Raw genomic sequence first — 17,814 nt, forward strand, 5'->3', positions numbered from 1 at the left:
TTTAAAAAAGGGCGTAGTTGTTAGTTAATTTGCCAGGAAATCAAAATATTCTACTGTAAAACATATAAAAGCGGTTTCAAAAATTGTATACTAGAAAGGTAAATATGAACAAGGCTTAAATAAAAATATGGAGGAGATAGAGTATGGCTAAAAATACATATACTATCAAATTAGCAGGACATGATTTAACGGTTGAAACTGGCGAGGTTGCTAAGCAAGCTGATGGAGCAGCACTGATTCGTTTTGGCGAAACTACAGTTTTGTCAACGGTGGTTAGTAAACCAGCGGCTCAAAATGCGAGCTTTTTTCCGTTAACTATTAATTACGAAGAAAGAAAATACGCTGCTGGTAAAATACCTGGCGGCTTTATTAAGCGAGAGGGTAAACCTAGCGATGAAGCGACCTTAACTGCACGAATGATCGATCGCCCGCTGCGTCCGCTTTTTCCGGATGAATTTAAAGATGAAGTTCAAGTGACTAACATGGTGCTGAGTGTTGAACCTGACTGCTCACCAGCGCTAGCGGCCTTATTTGGCAGTTCACTGTGCTTAGGACTCTCGGATATCCCATTTAATGGACCTGCCGCGGCAGTTGAGGTTGGACAGGTGGATGGTCAGCTAGTACTTGCGCCTACAAATGAGCAAAAAGCAGTCTCAGCTCTAGATATCACAGTGGCTGGCACAATTGATAATATCAATATGGTTGAAGCTGGTTGTGACCAGGTTAGCGAAGCTGCTGTGTTAGATGCTTTGGAGTTTGGACAGGCCGAAATTAAAAAATTATGTGAGTTCCAGCAAAAAATTATCGCTGAAATTGGGCTGCCTAAAGCTGAATTTGTGGCCGAACAGATTGATCAAGACTTAACTGCAGAAGTGACGGCGCAAGCAAAAGAACAGTTAAAAACTGCGATTTTAACGGTTGATAAACAAGCCAGAGACGAAAATATTAGTGCGGTTAAACAGATGATCCTTGAGCATTACGCGGTGCAAACTGAAATGCAGCCAGAGCAAGCCGAAATTTTGGAAGATGTGTCGGAAATTTTAGATGAACTCGAGAAAAAAATCGTCAGAAAATTGATCACAGTTGAAAAAATCCGTCCTGATCACCGGGCTGTGGATGAAATTCGACCGCTGACTGCCAAAGTTGATTATATTCCACGAGTGCACGGTTCGGGGCTGTTTACGCGTGGACAGACACAGGTGTTGTCAACGCTGACCTTAGCACCGCTTTCGGAAGGCCAAACGATCGATGGCTTAGGTGAACAAAAAATTAAGAATTTTATTCATCAGTATAATTTCCCACAATTTTCAGTGGGGGAAACTGGTCGAATGAGGGCACCGGGTCGCCGTGAAATTGGACACGGTGCGCTGGGTGAACGGGCATTATTGCCAGTAATTCCAAGTACTGAAGATTTCCCGTATACGATCCGACTGGTCGCAGATGTGCTTGAATCAAACGGCTCATCCTCACAAGCCAGCATCTGTGCCGGAACCTTGGCGTTAATGGCAGCGGGTGTTCCAATTAAACAACCAGTTGCGGGAATTGCGATGGGGTTAGTTAAGGATGACGACAATTATACGATCTTAACAGATATTCAAGGGATGGAAGACCATTTGGGCGATATGGACTTTAAGGTCGCTGGCACTAAAACAGGCATCACAGCTTTACAGATGGACATTAAAGTTGATGGGGTTGACCGTGAAATTTTGAAAGAAGCCTTGCAACAGGCTAAAAAAGCACGTCTTGAAATCCTGGATGTGATCGAAAAAGAGATTCCGTCACCGCGTCAACAACTCTCGCCGTATGCACCTAAGGTTGAGACAATGCAAATCGAGCAAGACCAAATTAAAGTGGTCATTGGTAAAGGTGGGGAAACGATCAATAAGATCATTGCCGAAACTGGTGTCAAGATTGATATTGAAGAAGACGGGACAGTTCGCATCATGTCTAGCGAACAAAATGAGATCGATCGCACTGAAGATATCATTAAGCGTTTGACTAAGAAGGTTAAGGTCGGTGAAATTTATGAATCAACGGTGATCCGGATCGAAAAATTTGGAGCAATTGTGGAGTTATTCAAAGGTAAGCAGGCCTTGGTTCATATTTCACAGTTGGAAAATCAACGTGTCAATCAAGTGAGCGACGTTGTCACAATTGGTGAAAAGCTTGAGGTTAAGGTAACTGAGGTTGATTTGAACAATCGAATCAAAGCTTCGCACCGAGCCTTATTAGCGAATACTCAGTCGACAACGGCGCCACAAAAAAATTATCACGCAAATTCGCACAAAAGACCGGTAAAAAAAGGTGACAGAAATCGCAGAAATACACCTCAATTTGTGATCAAACAAAATGATGACCATTAAATGATAAAAGCGATTACACGAAGAAAATAGTCCGTTTAGGTCTGACTAAGTCGATAAGTATGTTATAATGTATCATTAAAAGACATGGAGCTGAAATTTAACCGTCTAAAATTCAGTAAATCAGTGGATGGGGTAGTTAAATTGTGTTTTTAGGAAGTAATTAAAGGTCTGAGTTGTGGAGTGAGACAAACTTTTACAGTAACGTACACTAATTTTATGGTTAAAATTACGCAGCAAGCTTACTAGTTGTTGGTAGTGAGTGTTAATAGTGAAGCTGTGTAAAATGCCTAGAGATAGTCAGCGTTTCGGCAAAAATTACTCAGACTTTTGCTTGAAGAAATTCATGTTGATATGACAGAATGTCTGCTTGAATTGGAGAATTTTTAAGTAGTGGTACACGGGCGAGTCGGCTTGGGTACAAATAATTAAGTGAGGTGAAGAAATGAGTGAAATAAAAATCTCGGCACTTGGTGGTGTCAGAGAAAATGGTAAAAATATGTATATTGTTGAAGTTGGGGATGAAATTTTTATTCTCGACTGTGGATTGAAATATCCTGAAAACGAACTATTAGGGATCGATACAGTGATTCCTGATTTTGAATACTTGCGACAAAATTCTGAGAAGATTGTTGGTGTATTCTTGACTCATGGACATGCGGATGCGATAGGAGCACTGCCGTATTTTGTCAGTGAATTTAATGTTCCAGTCTTTGGTTCAGAACTAACAATTGCTCTGGCTAAAATTACGTGTGAAAATGACAGTATCTCTAAGAAATTTAAAGATTTTCACGTAATTAATGCTGAAACCGAAATTGACTTTGAAAGTGCAACAGTTTCTTTCTTTAGCACAACGCATTCAGTTCCTGAATCCTTAGGAATCGTCGTTAAAACTAAGCAAGGAAATATTGTTTATACTGGTGACTTTAAATTTGACCAAACTGCCAGTGCAGGCTATCAAACAGATTTTGGACGTTTAGCTGAAATTGGTAAAGAAGGTGTCTTAGCTTTATTGAGTGACTCAGCCAATGCTGAAAATCCAGCTGAACCAGTGGATGAACATGTGATTGCTGATTTGATCAATGAAACGATGGAATATCATCAAGGACGGGTCATTGTCGCCTGTGTTGCTTCTAATTTGTTGCGAGTTCAACAAGTATTTGATGCAGCAGCTGCCAGTGATCGAAAAGTCACTTTAACTGGTTTTGATGCAGAAAAAGTTGTCAACACTGCCTTAAAAATGAAGAAATTGCACTTACCAAAGAAGGGTATGTTGGTTAAACCAGCTGAAATGGATAAGGTTTCACCAGAAAAACTAGTTATTTTGGAAACTGGTCGGGCCGGAGAACCATTGAAATCCTTGTACCGGATGGCAACTGGCAAGTACAAAGGAATTAATTTAGCAGAAGGCGACTTAGCCTTTATTACCACAACACCTTCGCATGCAATGGATACAAAGGTTGCTAAAACACGCGACATGATTTATCGTGCTGGTGCTGAAGTGAAGGCAATTTCCGATGAATACAATTCATCCGGTCATGCTAGTAAACGTGATCTCCAACTGTTGATCAACTTGTTGCATCCACAATATTTGGTGCCAATTCAAGGTGAATACCGCCTGATGTCAGCCCATGCTGAATCTGCAGAACAAGTTGGGATCAAACCACAAAACATTTTCTTATTAAAAAATGGGGATGTTTTGGAATACGCTAAAAACAAAATGATTATTGGCTCTTCAATTGACGCTGGCAACACGATGATCGATGGGAGCGGAATCGGTGATATTGGTAATATTGTGTTACGTGACCGTAAAGTTCTGTCAGACGATGGAATTTTTATTGCCGTTGTAACGATCGATCGTAAAAAACACAAGATTATTGATGCTCCAAAAATAACTTCCCGTGGATTTGTGTTCGTTAAAGCTAGTCGTGATTTGATGACAGAAAGTGCTTCAATTGTCACTAAGGTCGTTCAGGATAATCTGGATAATAAAGAATTTGACTGGAGCCATTTGAAACAAGATATTCGCGAAAATTTGAATCATTATTTGTATGAACAAACACATCGTCACCCAGTTATTTTGCCAATTATCATGGAAGTAAATCAGCATCGTCATTACAAGAAGAAAAAACCAGTTGCTGATAAATAAAGTGATGGTGAAACAACTGTATGTCAGAAGAAGAGCTTAGAAATCAAAAACAGCAACAAGCTGAACAAGCGCTAGCTGAGCACAACTATGTTGTTGCCGTACCGCTTTTCGCGGAACTTTATGAGCAGCATCAAACTAGTCGCCAAAATTATTTGTATGTGGAAGCGTTGGCCGGGACCGGTCAATATGAAACTGCGTTGGCAGTGGCACAAGAAAATATCAATAGTTATTTGGCTGAAGATGATCGCTTAATTAGGTATATCCATGTGGCTGTTTTTGCGGGGCAAGGATTAATTGTAACCGAGCTGCTAGAAAACATTCGCAGCTATATGACTGAGATGGAAAGTCAAACTATCTTTGCTGCTTTGCAAGCAGAAACTGAAGTCTATCAAACGCAAAAACAGGAACAATTAGAACAGGTAAAAAAGAAACTTCAGTATCTGGGCTTAGAACAGCCGCTTAAGCAACGAGCTATAGCTAAACAATCCCGCCAGCTTTCAAAAAGAGATTTTTTAAAAGCTGTGCAGGCGGCATTAGTTGATGAAAATGTTCATCCCTTGGTACGGGCAGCCTTTTTAAATGATCTTCGTTTACTACAAGTGGGGCAAGCAATTAACTACCTGACGTTTGAACATCAACAAATTCAAGTTATGCCAAACCAATTATTGGCCTTGGAAGAGACGCAAGTTTATCATGCTTTTGAAAAAATGGTGGCCGTTAAGTTTGAGCGAAGAGTTGATCTAGCGCAGAAGGTTTTGGATGAAATCACATTGAAACTGATGCTGCTTTATCCAATTTATGATGGTATCGATTCAAAATTGGAGCAGTGGTATGCAATCTTTTTAAATGACAAGGTTTTATTGGATCAATCTGAAACTAATAAAAAACTGGCTGAACAATTAGAAAATAGCATTTCTGAGTGGGAGCCAGGAAAAAAAGAGCTAAAAAAATAAAAATCTTGAAAATTTTTGGTTTTTAGTATTTACAAATGGAATTTCTATCTATATAATAATTCAAGGATTCTTCTCTATCTATAGTTTTAAGCATTTCATAATGCTTGGAATTATGGAGAAGAAGTAGTATAATTAAAATCAAAGGATTATCGGCAAATTATTGCGGGTTTTCTTTGTAAAATCACAGGAGGTTCGTATTAATGGCAAAAGAACATTACGAAAGAACAAAGCCGCATGTTAACATTGGTACAATTGGACACGTTGACCATGGTAAATCAACTTTAACAGCTGCTATTACAAAAGTTTTATCTGAAAAAGGTTTGGCAGATTTCCAGGACTACTCATCAATTGATGCAGCCCCAGAAGAACAAGAACGTGGTATCACAATCAACACTTCTCATATTGAATATGAGACAGAAAAACGTCACTACGCTCATATTGATGCCCCAGGACATGCTGATTACGTTAAGAACATGATCACTGGTGCCGCTCAGATGGACGGTGCTATCTTGGTTGTTGCCGCAACTGATGGCCCAATGCCTCAGACTCGTGAACATATCTTGCTTGCGCGTCAGGTTGGTGTTGAATACATCGTTGTCTTCTTGAACAAGACAGACCTTGTCGATGATGATGAATTACTTGACTTGGTTGAAATGGAAGTTCGCGATCTTTTGAGCGAATATGACTTCCCTGGTGATGATATTCCTGTTGTTCGTGGTTCTGCTCTTAAAGCCTTACAAGGTGACGAAGAAGAACAAAAACATGTTCAAGAATTACTTGATATTGTTGACGAATATATCCCAACTCCAGACCGTCCTACAGACAAGCCATTCTTGATGCCTGTCGAAGACGTCTTCACAATCACTGGCCGTGGTACTGTTGCTTCTGGCCGTATCGATCGTGGACAAGTTAAGGTCGGCGACGAAGTTGAAATCGTTGGTTTACGCGATGACGTTATCAAGACCACAATTACTGGTGTTGAAATGTTCCGTAAGACTCTTGATGTTGGTGAAGCCGGCGATAACATCGGTGCTTTGCTTCGTGGTGTTGACCGTGAACAAGTTATCCGTGGCCAAGTTTTGGCACAACCAGGTTCAATCCAAACACACAAGAAGTTCAAGGGTGAAGTTTACGTCTTGTCAAAAGAAGAAGGCGGACGTCATACACCATTCTTCTCAAACTACCGTCCACAATTCTACTTCCATACCACTGATGTTACTGGTGTGATCGAATTGCCAGAAGGTGTAGAAATGGTTATGCCTGGTGACAACGTAACATTTACTGTTGAATTAATTTCACCAGTTGCTATCGAAAAAGGCCTTAAATTCACTGTTCGTGAAGGTGGCCGTACTGTTGGTGCCGGTGTCGTTTCCGAAATCGACGACTAATCAGTTTTTCAAAGAGTCCGGGCGTTGCTCGGACTCTTTTTTTCGATATTTTTAAACTAAACATGAGTTGAAGTGAAAAATTTGTTTTAAAAAAGCTGAATATTACTACTTTTTGCTCTGAAACATTTACATTTCGGCTTTTGTAGGTTACACTAATTGAGTATGCAATTAATAAATTGTACAAACTTATTTGCTCGGAGGGAAAATAATGTCTGCAAAATGGAATAAAGAAGAAGGCACAAACAACGGTAAACTTACCTTTGAAATCCAGCCTGAAAAAATCAAGGAAGGATTAGACACTGCCTTTGACCGTGTTAAAAAATCTTTGAATGTCCCAGGTTTCCGTAAGGGGAAGGTTCCTCGTCAGATTTTCAACAAAATGTTCGGCGAAGAATCACTTTACCAAGATGCTTTAAATGCTATCTTGCCTGAAGAATATTCAAATGCTGTTAAAGAAACTGAAATCAAACCTGTTGATCAACCTGAAATTGATGTTGAATCAATGGAGAAGGACTCCGCTTGGGTTTTGAGTGCTAAAGTGACTGTTGAACCAGAAGTTGAATTGGGTCAATACAAGGATCTTGAAGTTCTTCCACACCCAACACGTGTCTTGAAAGCTGATGTTGAAAAAGAATTGGAAAACAAACGTCAACAACAAGCTGAATTGGTTTTGAAAGAAGACGCTGCCGCTGAAAAAGGCGATACAGTTGTGATCGATTACGAAGGCTCCGTTGATGGTGTACCATTTGACGGTGGCAAAGGTGATAATCAATCATTAGAACTTGGTTCTAACTCTTTCATCCCTGGTTTTGAAGATCAATTAATTGGTCACAAGTCAGGTGAAGAAGTTTCTGTCGAAGTAACTTTCCCAGAAGATTATCAAGCTGCTGATTTAGCTGGTAAAGATGCTGTTTTTGCAACTAAGATCCATGAAGTTAAGGAAACAGAATTACCAGAACTTGACGATGAATTTGCCAAGGATGTTGACGAAGATGTTGACACACTTGAAGAACTCAAAGCTAAGATCAAGGAAGACTTGAAGGCTAAAAAGGTTGCTGAAGCTAAGAGTGCCATCGAAGACGAAGCAATCGGCTATGCCGTAGACAATGCTAAGATTGGCGAAATTCCAGAAGCTATGATTGAAGAAGACGTTCATCGTCAGATGGATCAATTCATGTCAAGCATGCAACAACAAGGAATCAATGCTGATATGTACTATCAATTAACAGGTACTTCTGAAGCAGACTTACATGCTCGTTTTGCTGAAGGTTCAGAAAAACGCGTTAAGACTAACTTAGTCTTAGAAGCAATCGTTAAGGCTGAAGATATTAAAGCTAGTGAAGATGAAATTTCAGCTGAAATTAAGGATCTTGCTGGCCAATATGGTTTGGAAGAAAACGTTGTTCGTGACGCTTTATCTAACGATATGTTACAACATGACATTGCTATTAGAAAAGTTGTCGACGAAATTGCTGACTCTGCTAAGCAGACACGCAAACCAGACGAAAAGAAAGACGAAGAATAATTTCGTTTAAAACTAAAGAATCACGGTGATCCATGCTGGTCAGCCGTGATTTTTTAATAGGCACATGGATGAATAGCAGGTAATAAGCCAACTATTCGCCTTTTTAGCCTAAGTTTGATAGAATTAGCTTAATTATTAAGCAAGGGTGATATTTAATGTATGAAAACATGGATGGTAATGGACCAGTAACTTGTTCATTCTGTGGTAAATCAGAAAGCCAAGTCAAGAGTATGATCTCTGGACCAGGCGTTTATATTTGTAATGAGTGTGTTGCTTTAGCACAGTCTATTATGGATGAAGAAACTAAGTCTGAAGTACAACATGATCTTGAGAAAGTCCCTACACCACAAGAAATTGTTGATTTGTTAAATGACTATGTAATTGGTCAAACAGAAGCAAAACGGACTTTAGCTGTCGCTGTTTATAATCATTACAAGCGCGTTAATTCAGCGATGACAGCCGATGATGATGAAACTGAATTACAAAAGAGTAATATTTGTTTAGTTGGCCCAACTGGCTCAGGGAAAACATTTTTAGCGCAAAATTTGGCACGGATCTTAAATGTTCCGTTTGCCATTGCAGACGCAACAACTTTAACCGAAGCAGGTTATGTGGGTGAAGACGTGGAAAACATTTTGCTTAAATTATTGCAAAATGCTGATTACGATGTTGAGCGCGCTGAACATGGAATTGTCTATATTGATGAAATTGATAAGATCGCAAAAAAGAGCGAAAATGTTTCAATTACTCGTGACGTTTCAGGTGAAGGTGTTCAACAAGCACTGTTGAAAATCTTAGAAGGAACAACAGCTAATGTTCCACCACAGGGTGGTCGTAAACATCCACAACAGGAATTTATTCAAATTGACACAACTAACATTTTGTTTATCGTTGGCGGTGCCTTTGATGGAATTGAAACTATGGTCAAGAATCGTTTAGGCGACAAAACAATTGGTTTTGGAGCCGATTCCCACCAGAATTTTGATGAAAGTAAGAGCTTAATGCAGCAAATTATTCCAGAAGACTTATTAAAATTCGGTTTGATTCCCGAATTTATTGGACGTTTGCCAATTTTAACAGCATTAGAGAAACTTGACGAAGATGATTTGGTTCGGATCTTAACAGAACCAAAGAATGCTTTGGTTAAGCAGTATCAGAAACTGTTGAAGATGGATGATGTTAACTTGCATTTTGCACCAGGCGCTTTGAAAGAGATTGCGCATTTAGCAATTGATCGAAACACCGGAGCGCGTGGCTTACGTTCAATTATTGAAGCAACCATGCGTGATGTGATGTTTGATATCCCGAGTCATGAAGATATCAAAAAGGTTTCCATCACTAAAAATACTGTCTTAGGGACAGAAAAACCGCGCATTGAGAAAAAAGATGTTAAAGCATCATAGCTAAGGCGACGACTCGTGGATACGGGTCGTTGTTTTGTCTAAATGCAAAATTTTTTAGGATAAAGATTTCAATTTACTTTATTTATTTTTTTATTTTTGCTATGCTTGACGAAGAGATGTAATTTTTGAGAAACATTTAGGAGGCTACAGTGATGGATAAAGCACAAATTGGTGTAATCGGCATGGCCGTAATGGGTAAAAACTTAGCTTTAAATATTGAGAGTCGAGGTTATTCAGTCGCAATTTTTAACCGGACTTCTTCAAAGACTGAAAAAACTGTTGCGGATCATCCTGATAAAAATTTGGTGCCTAGCTACTCGCTTGAAGATTTTGCTGCTTCATTGCAAACACCGCGGAGAATTATTTTGATGGTTAAAGCAGGTCAACCAACGGATGCAACGATTCAGGGGTTACTGCCATTCCTTGAAAAAGGCGATGTTTTGATTGATGGTGGGAATACCTTCTTTGAAAATACAATTAGACGGAACAAGGAATTAGAAGATTCAGGCATTAACTTTATTGGTATGGGTGTTTCTGGCGGTGAAAAAGGTGCGTTAGAAGGCCCTTCATTGATGCCAGGCGGTCAAAAAGAAGCTTATGATTTAGTTAGCCCAATTTTAGAACAAATTGCTGCTAAAGCTAAAGATGGGCAACCATGTGTCACGTATGTTGGACCAAATGGTGCTGGTCACTATGTAAAGATGGTCCACAATGGGATCGAATACGGCGATATGGAATTGATTGCTGAAAGTTATAACTTGATGCGTAATGTTTTACAAATGTCAACGAAAGAAATTGCTGATACCTTTAACGAATGGAAACAAGGCGAATTAAGCAGTTACCTAATTGATATTACCGCTGAAATTTTGACACGGACCGATGATTTGGGCTCTGGTGAACCAATCGTTGATAAGATCTTAGATCGTGCCGGTAATAAAGGAACAGGTAAGTGGAGTTCACAAAGTGCCTTGGAATTAGGTGTTCCACAATCTCTGATCACTGAATCTGTATATGCACGTTATATTTCTGCTTTGAAAGACGAACGTGTTGCAGCCAGCAAAGTTTTGCACGGTCCTGATTTTGATTTATCAACGGTTCAAAAACAGGAGTATATCGAAAAAATTCGTCAAGCACTCTACTTTAGTAAAATCATGAGTTATGCTCAAGGTTTCGAACAGTTACGAGTTGCTTCAGAACATTATGACTGGAACTTGAAGTATGGCGATATGGCTAAAATCTGGCGTGAAGGCTGCATTATTCGGGCACAATTCCTACAAAAAATCACCGATGCTTTTGAAGGACAACCTGATTTGAAGAACTTAATGCTTGACCCATACTTTAAAGATATTGCTGAAAAGTATCAGGGTGCAGTTCGTGACGTCGCTGCTTTAGCTGTTCAAGCAGGAGTGGCATCACCAGGCTTCACTAGTGCGATCACTTATTATGATCAATATCGTTCAGCTGTTTTACCTGCTAACTTGATTCAGGCACAGCGTGATTACTTTGGTGCACACACTTATGAACGTAATGACCAAGAAGGTATCTTCCATTATGAATGGTACCATGAAGAATAATTAGAACTAAACAAGAAGACTAGGCGTAAAACTCACGTCTAGTTTTTTTGTTCTCAAATTTTAATGAGAAAAACTGAGCTTTTATTGGCTAAGTTGACCGTTAGATGTGTAATTTTAGCGAATAAAATGTTAAAATTGCATTTGTAGACAATTGGAGATTTAAAAATAAAGACTGGAGAATCAGTTTAGGAGAGTGCGAATTAATGAGTAATATTTTAATTGTGGAAGATGAAAAAAATCTTGCGCGTTTCGTTGAACTAGAATTACAACATGAAGGCTATACAACTCGAGTGTGCAAAAATGGCCGCGAAGGGTTAGAATCAGCATTAAACGAAAATTGGGATGCAATTTTGCTAGATTTAATGTTACCAGAATTGAATGGCTTGGAAGTTTGCCGTCGTGTTCGTCAGGCAAAAAACACACCAATTATCATGATGACAGCTCGTGATTCTGTAATCGACCGGGTTTCAGGGTTAGACCATGGTGCGGATGATTACATCGTTAAACCATTTGCAATTGAAGAACTGTTGGCGCGCTTAAGAGCTTTGTTACGGCGAATTGACTTGGAAAGCGAACAAAATTCATCGAAACAGACAACGGTCACTTACCGCGATTTGACGATTGAAAAAGAAAATCGGGTTGTTCGTCGTGGGGATGAAATTATTGAGTTAACAAAACGTGAATACGAATTACTGTTAGCTTTAATGGAAAACGTAAACATTGTTTTGGCACGTGATGTATTGTTGAAAAAGGTTTGGGGCTACGAGTCACAAATTGAAACTAATGTTGTTGATGTGTATATCAGATATCTACGCAACAAGATCGATCGGCCGGGTGAAGATAGTTATATCCAAACTGTGCGTGGAACTGGATACGTAATGCGTTCGTAATGGAAGTTCTTAAAAACAAAAAGTCAGTATCAGAAAATGGCAGCAATAACAAGAAACGCTTTATTTCAGTAAAAGTAAAATGGTCGGTCGGCACAGGAATTGGCGTTTTATTCATTTTCGTGATCTTTTCAATTTTATTGTTTCAAAGTTTTTCAAGTATTTTATTACGACAAGAAAAAAGTTACTCTTATAATGCTTTATCAACCGCCTCCGAACGCTTAGAAAATCGTGACCAGGAATTAGACTCACAGCATGTTAAAAAAATTCTCTCATACGATGTTGGTCCAAACGAGCAGGAAAACGGTAAAAATGCTCCCGCACCATACTCTGATGCAGCTTTTATTTCTTTAGCGCGGAAGAATTTGACAGTTAGTATCTATAATTTGTCTGGTGACTTAATTTTTGCGTCACGCGATGTTCCTTATCATTTTAAAAAAGCAGGTAGTAACAATGATGAAGTTGTAAATAATGGTAAAAATCATGTCTTTGTTACTAGTCGGCCGGTCAGATCTCGTTCAACCCATCAAGTGATTGGCTACGCTCAAGTTACTAATGTTTTAAAAGATTATGATCAAACACGTAACAAGTTACTGTTGATTTTTGTTGTCTTTGGAATCACAGCAGGCTTAGCCATTGCTTTACTGAGCTTGGGCCTTTCTTCTTGGTTATTAAGTCCAATCGAAGCGCTAAATGATGCAATGCGGAAGTTAAGCGCTGGAGATGAAGGAAAGGCAATTGCAACTGTGCGTGTTCCTCCGATGAGCCAGCATGACGAACTTTCAGAGCTGAGCGAATTGTTTAATGATATGTTAGATCAAATGCAGGGCTATATTGAACATCAACTCCAGTTTGTGGAAGATGTTTCACATGAGCTGCGGACCCCAGTTGCGGTAATTAAGGGCCATATGGACCTTTTAAACCGCTGGGGTAAAGATGACCCGCAAGTTCTGTCTGAGTCTATTGAGGCCTCCTTACAAGAGATTCAGCGGATGGAAAGCCTTGTACAAGAGATGCTGGATCTTTCTCGTGCAGGTCAAGTCAATGTGCAGTTCGGTCATGAAACTAGTGATATCCGTGAAATAACTTTACAGACTTTTTCAAATTTTGAAATGATCCATCCTGATTTTCATTTTGTCCTAGATAATGAATTAAAAGACAAAACGTTAGTTAAGATGTATCGGAATCATTTGGAACAAATTATTGTGATCCTGATGGATAATGCGGTTAAATATACCCGGGAACGCAAAGAAATTTACGTTAGTTTGGCAAAGACCAACCGGTATGCAGAGTTGGTCGTGCAAGACTTTGGCGCTGGTATTCCTGAAGAAGATGTTAAACGGATCTTTGATCGTTTTTACCGTGTGGATAAGGCCCGGAGTCGGGAACAAGGCGGTAATGGATTAGGATTGTCAATTGCACAACGACTGTTAGAAGGTTATCATGGAAAAATTACGGTCGAAAGTGCTGAAGGACAAGGCTCCTTGTTTAAAATTTCTTTGCCGTTAGTTTTACCTGAACAACAAAAAGAGACAGAACCAACAACTAAAAAGAATAAAAAATAATAGCAATAAAAAAGTATGCTTAGCAATTACTCATTTTGAGTAGTGTTAAGCATACTTCTTTTTTATTTACGATGCTGCTGTTTACCAGCATTACGCTGACGGTTCTTTTGATGAATTTCTTCTTGTTGTGTTGATGGTTGAGATTCCTTCTCAGTCCCGGTTGGAGTAACAGGACGAGGCTTCTTAGCAGGTACTTTCAATGGATGTTCTTTGATGTCTGCAGCGACTTGCTTTTTGATGCGAGGTCGCATGAACAAGATCATCAACGTTTGTAAACAGGCAAAAATTCCACCCACGAAGAAGTATAATCCTAATCCGGCTGGGGAAATATAAGTGATCCCAGCAGTCATAATTGGACTGATCAGTAACATGCTTTGCATTTGCTTTTTCTGTTCAGGACTTAAACCAATCAATGACATATAGCCTTGAAGGGCATAAATGACAAAGGTTAAAGCCACTAACGCAAAGCTGCGTTGACCTAAGTTGATTCCGTAAAAATAAGAACTAGATAGTTCTGGCGAATATTGAATTGCCGCATACAAAGCTGCAAAAATTGGCATTTGAATCAGTAGTGGTAAACACCCAATTCCACCAGTCATTGAAATATTGTTGTCTTTGTACAGAGCCATTAGTTCTTGGTTAGCAGCAACTTGTTCTTCTTGACTTTGTGCTGCTTTGGTACGAGCTTGAATGTCTTTCATGTAAGGTTGGATCACAGCCATTTTTTCCTGTTGAATAGTTGACTTGCGCGATTGATTCAACATAACTGGCATTAAAATCAGCCTGACAATAAAGGTAATCAAGATAATTGCCCAGCCCAGATTATTGCCTAACTGCTGTGCGAGCCACATTAGGAGATGCTGAGTGGGAATTGCTAGGTTATCGTAAATCCAACCATACGGTTTACCACTTGATGTTCGGCGGACACAACCGCTCAGAAAAACAACTAGCAGCAAAAAGAGTGGTAAAAGTTTACTGATTTTCTTTTTGTTCATTTTAAGTTCCTTTCGTTAAGAAATACAATATTTATACTACCACAAACTATCTATGGTTTCTACAAACGAATGGAAGCAAGGCCAATTTATGGGGAAGAAAAAAACCGCCCGGTTAAAGACGGCTTTTTGCTAATAGACGACTGCGAAATCCGGGTAGTTGCTTTGAGGAATCTCGGTTAATGCAACGTGGTCTACTCGAGCAGCAGGTGAAGGCGAATTTTTAATTCCTGTAATAAATTGTTGTAACTGATGTTCATCGGCTTGAGCTTCGATGTAAACGTCGCCATTCATCAAATTACGAATGATTCCTTTGACGTCCAAACGGTCAGCCAAAATTTTGGCGGTGTATCTGAAACCAACTCCCTGAACCATACCAGAGACTGTCATTTTTACTGCTTTCAATCTAAGCACCTCCTAATATTCACCAATATTATACTACAGATTACTAACCAATTACATAAGCGAGCAATTAATGAAAAAATTAGTAAGTTTAGGTAGAGAATTTTGCCAGTTGGCTTAGAAGTACGTTATAATAGGAAAGTCAATTTAGATCATTAACCTAAAGAGTTAAGTTAGTCACTTAAATAGTTAGAAAAATTGTTAAGATTAACTTGGGTATTAGGTAAAAAAAGTAATGAAACAGAGGTAAACTGAAATGAAGATTGGGATCGATAAAATTGGTTTTGCGACGTCAAACCTGTACGTTGACATGGCCAAACTAGCGCGCGCAAGAAATGAGGAACCAGGAAAATATTTAGTAGGTTTGGGACAAAGCAAAATGGCAGTCATTCCTACGACTCAAGATGTGGTGACTCTTGCTTGTAATGCAGCAGAAAAAATTTTGACTCCTGAAGATAAAGCAGAGATTGGGTTAGTGATTTTTGGAACTGAATCTGGTATTGATAATTCTAAATCGGCAGCGGTTTATGCTGCAGATTTACTGGGCTTGTCAGAAAAAATTCGGGCTTTTGAAATTAAACAAGCTTGTTATGGTGCAACTGCAGGAATTGCAATGGCTCGTGGGTATTTAACTTTAAATCCCACTAAAAAAGTACTAGTTTTTGGTGCAGATATTGCTCGGTATGGGTTAAAAACTTCTGGGGAATCTACGCAAGGCGGCGGAGCGGTTGCAGTGTTGCTCAGCGTGGATCCGTCAATTCTAGCATTTGATCCTAAGACCACATATCTAGCACGAGATATCATGGATTTTTGGCGTCCGTTGGATAGAAAAGAAGCCCTGGTAGAAGGTAAATATTCGTCTCAAGCATATTTAGACTTCTTTACAGAGGTTTACACCGATTATGTCAAACAAACGGGTTTGACCAGTGCTGATTTCGATGCGCTAATTTTTCATTTACCTTACACTAAAATGGGTTTGAAAGCGCTGAGACTTGTGACCGAAAAAGCAACTCCTGAGGTGGCTGAATCTTTGACTGAAGAATTTGAGGCATCTCGTCTGTATAATCGGAACGTAGGTAATTTATACACTGGTTCACTTTACTTGAGTTTATTATCGTTATTGCAGAATAGCACTAAACTACAAAGTGGGTCGCGAATTGGGTTGTTTAGCTATGGTTCAGGCGCACAAGGTGAATTTTTCAGTGGTGTTTTGCAAGATGGTTTTACAGCCTTAGCTAACGATCAAACTGTGGCTACAATGCTAGCGCAGCGGCAAGAAGTAAGTGTTGCAGAATATGAGCAAATTTATCAGGCTGGATTAAACGTGAAAAACGGAATGCAGCTTCCAATCGAAGATGATCCAGCACCTTATGTGTTAACTGGAATTCAAGACCACCAGCTTCAATATTTAAAACGTTAAAAGAATGAAAAAAGTCGCTAAAATGCGGCTTTTTTTTTGATTTTCAAAAAAATTTAAAAAAAGTTGGCAAAAAAAAGTCAAAAATCGATTTTTTTGCGTATCTACTCTTTGTAGAGTTTAATTTACAAATTGATAAGGAGTGGAAAGAATGTCAGATGTTAAAGAGTACTACGATTTAATGATCTATCCGCAAGGAGAACAAATTGATTTGATCAATGGGTGTTTTGAGCTAAGCAGGAACGTGATCCGTGAAATGAATAAGTTTTACCAAAAGACGGATACGGATGGTGTTTTAGTAGAAAAAAGCAGGCAGATTTTAAACCGCTTTGAAAATCGAAGTCGGCATCATTTGACTAGCTTAGCATTAAGTACGGTGGTAGGGACTTTAGCCCATTATCGTAGTGAAAATCAAGCGAAATACCTAGCTGAAATTAATGAAATTAGCGGCTTTTCTAGCAGTTTCGTCGCAGAACATGGTCTGTGTTGTTTATTCACTAAGGACCAAGGAGAAGCGCTATTAGTTAATAATTTACTCTTGCTGCCTGGATTAGGGACGGTGCCAATTGAATGTAAGTGGGAACATTGTTTCAATAAAATTGCTTTTATGTTTATTTATCGAGTAGGAGCTGATTATCGCACGCGGATTTATAGCAGCTGGCCCTTTGAAAAGCCGCAAAAGCACGCAGATCAATGGTTAGGCGTTAATTTTGGCAAACATAAGTTGTTATTTCTAAGCGATGGCAGAAATTACTCGTTTTACCATCTATTGAATGGTAATAAGCGAAAAGGACAAGTATTTCAGCGCATCGACAGATTTATGTATTATGCTGATATTTGTCAACAAATCCTAAAACCAGGATTACAGGGAGTGATTGTACGGCAGTCGCAACTACTGCATTGTTTACCAAAAACGCAATCTTTAACTGAAAGATATTATTTCATAATTTTCTTACTAGAAAAAATGTCAACTAAAAATATTAAGCTCCGTGTAGTTAATGATGAAATCAAAGGAACCGATGATTTTGCAACCGCACGAGCCATTAGACATGCTGGCAAATCATTTGAGGTCATTGATATTAAAGATTTGTTAAGTCAAATATTGCCAGGAAATGGCGGACATGAAAAACGGCTCAAATTTAAGTCAAATTTTGGCTAAAACTAAGTCGGTCGTTAAAAGATGAATGTTTGAGATCCAA

General features: G+C 39.1%; 13 protein-coding genes. 11 read left to right on the plus strand and 2 right to left on the minus strand.

The features are described from left to right. Positions 1–143: 143 nt before the first annotated feature. From LPAF129_RS00095 to LPAF129_RS00135, 9 genes are all read left to right on the plus strand, one after another. On the plus strand, positions 144–2,363 hold the full coding sequence (locus LPAF129_RS00095) for a polyribonucleotide nucleotidyltransferase (RefSeq protein WP_244053762.1): 2,220 nt from the start codon (positions 144–146) through the stop codon (positions 2,361–2,363). Positions 2,364–2,805: 442 nt separating this feature from the next. Further along, complete coding sequence (locus LPAF129_RS00100; RefSeq protein ID WP_244053764.1) at positions 2,806–4,509, plus strand: ribonuclease J; 1,704 nt, start codon at positions 2,806–2,808, stop codon at positions 4,507–4,509. Between the two features lie 20 nt (positions 4,510–4,529). After that, entirely contained in the window at positions 4,530–5,462 is a 933-nt protein-coding gene (locus LPAF129_RS00105) for a hypothetical protein (protein ID WP_244053765.1), read from the plus strand. Between the two features lie 200 nt (positions 5,463–5,662). Next, entirely contained in the window at positions 5,663–6,850 is a 1,188-nt protein-coding gene (gene tuf, locus LPAF129_RS00110; RefSeq protein WP_244053767.1) for an elongation factor Tu, read from the plus strand. A gap of 208 nt (positions 6,851–7,058) precedes the next feature. Beyond that, entirely contained in the window at positions 7,059–8,375 is a 1,317-nt protein-coding gene (tig, locus tag LPAF129_RS00115) for a trigger factor (protein ID WP_244053769.1), read from the plus strand. 155 nt (positions 8,376–8,530) lie between these two features. Further along, a complete protein-coding gene (clpX, locus tag LPAF129_RS00120; protein WP_244053771.1) occupies positions 8,531–9,778 on the plus strand; it encodes an ATP-dependent Clp protease ATP-binding subunit ClpX in 1,248 nt (415 codons plus the stop codon). A 152-nt stretch (positions 9,779–9,930) separates the two neighbouring features. Continuing rightward, positions 9,931–11,352 carry an NADP-dependent phosphogluconate dehydrogenase gene (gnd, locus tag LPAF129_RS00125; protein ID WP_244053774.1) on the plus strand — a complete coding sequence of 474 codons (1,422 nt, stop codon included), beginning with the start codon at positions 9,931–9,933 and terminating at the stop codon, positions 11,350–11,352. Positions 11,353–11,555: 203 nt separating this feature from the next. Beyond that, a complete protein-coding gene (locus LPAF129_RS00130) occupies positions 11,556–12,242 on the plus strand; it encodes a response regulator transcription factor (RefSeq protein ID WP_244053776.1) in 687 nt (228 codons plus the stop codon). Further along, complete coding sequence (locus tag LPAF129_RS00135) at positions 12,242–13,804, plus strand: HAMP domain-containing sensor histidine kinase (protein WP_244053778.1); 1,563 nt, start codon at positions 12,242–12,244, stop codon at positions 13,802–13,804. Before LPAF129_RS00130 ends, LPAF129_RS00135 begins: the two co-directional genes overlap by 1 nt. A gap of 62 nt (positions 13,805–13,866) precedes the next feature. On the opposite strand, the gene yidC is transcribed toward LPAF129_RS00135, so the two are convergent. Then, positions 13,867–14,799, minus strand: a complete 933-nt coding sequence (yidC, locus tag LPAF129_RS00140) for a membrane protein insertase YidC (RefSeq protein ID WP_244053780.1) — start codon at positions 14,797–14,799, stop codon at positions 13,867–13,869. A 129-nt stretch (positions 14,800–14,928) separates the two neighbouring features. Further along, positions 14,929–15,210 carry an acylphosphatase gene (locus tag LPAF129_RS00145; RefSeq protein WP_373875015.1) on the minus strand — a complete coding sequence of 94 codons (282 nt, stop codon included), beginning with the start codon at positions 15,208–15,210 and terminating at the stop codon, positions 14,929–14,931. A 244-nt stretch (positions 15,211–15,454) separates the two neighbouring features. Here LPAF129_RS00145 and LPAF129_RS00150 point away from each other — a divergent pair, with 244 nt between their 5' ends. Both LPAF129_RS00150 and LPAF129_RS00155 read left to right on the plus strand, forming a co-directional pair. Continuing rightward, positions 15,455–16,618: a hydroxymethylglutaryl-CoA synthase gene (locus LPAF129_RS00150; protein WP_244053783.1), complete on the plus strand. Its 1,164-nt coding sequence runs from the start codon at positions 15,455–15,457 to the stop codon at positions 16,616–16,618. Between the two features lie 148 nt (positions 16,619–16,766). Continuing rightward, positions 16,767–17,774, plus strand: coding sequence for a hypothetical protein (locus tag LPAF129_RS00155; protein WP_244053785.1), 1,008 nt, complete (start codon positions 16,767–16,769; stop codon positions 17,772–17,774). The last annotated feature ends 40 nt before the right edge of the window (positions 17,775–17,814 follow it).

This window comes from Ligilactobacillus pabuli, assembly GCF_022836475.1.
Taxonomy (GTDB): Bacteria; Bacillota; Bacilli; order Lactobacillales; family Lactobacillaceae; genus Ligilactobacillus; species Ligilactobacillus pabuli.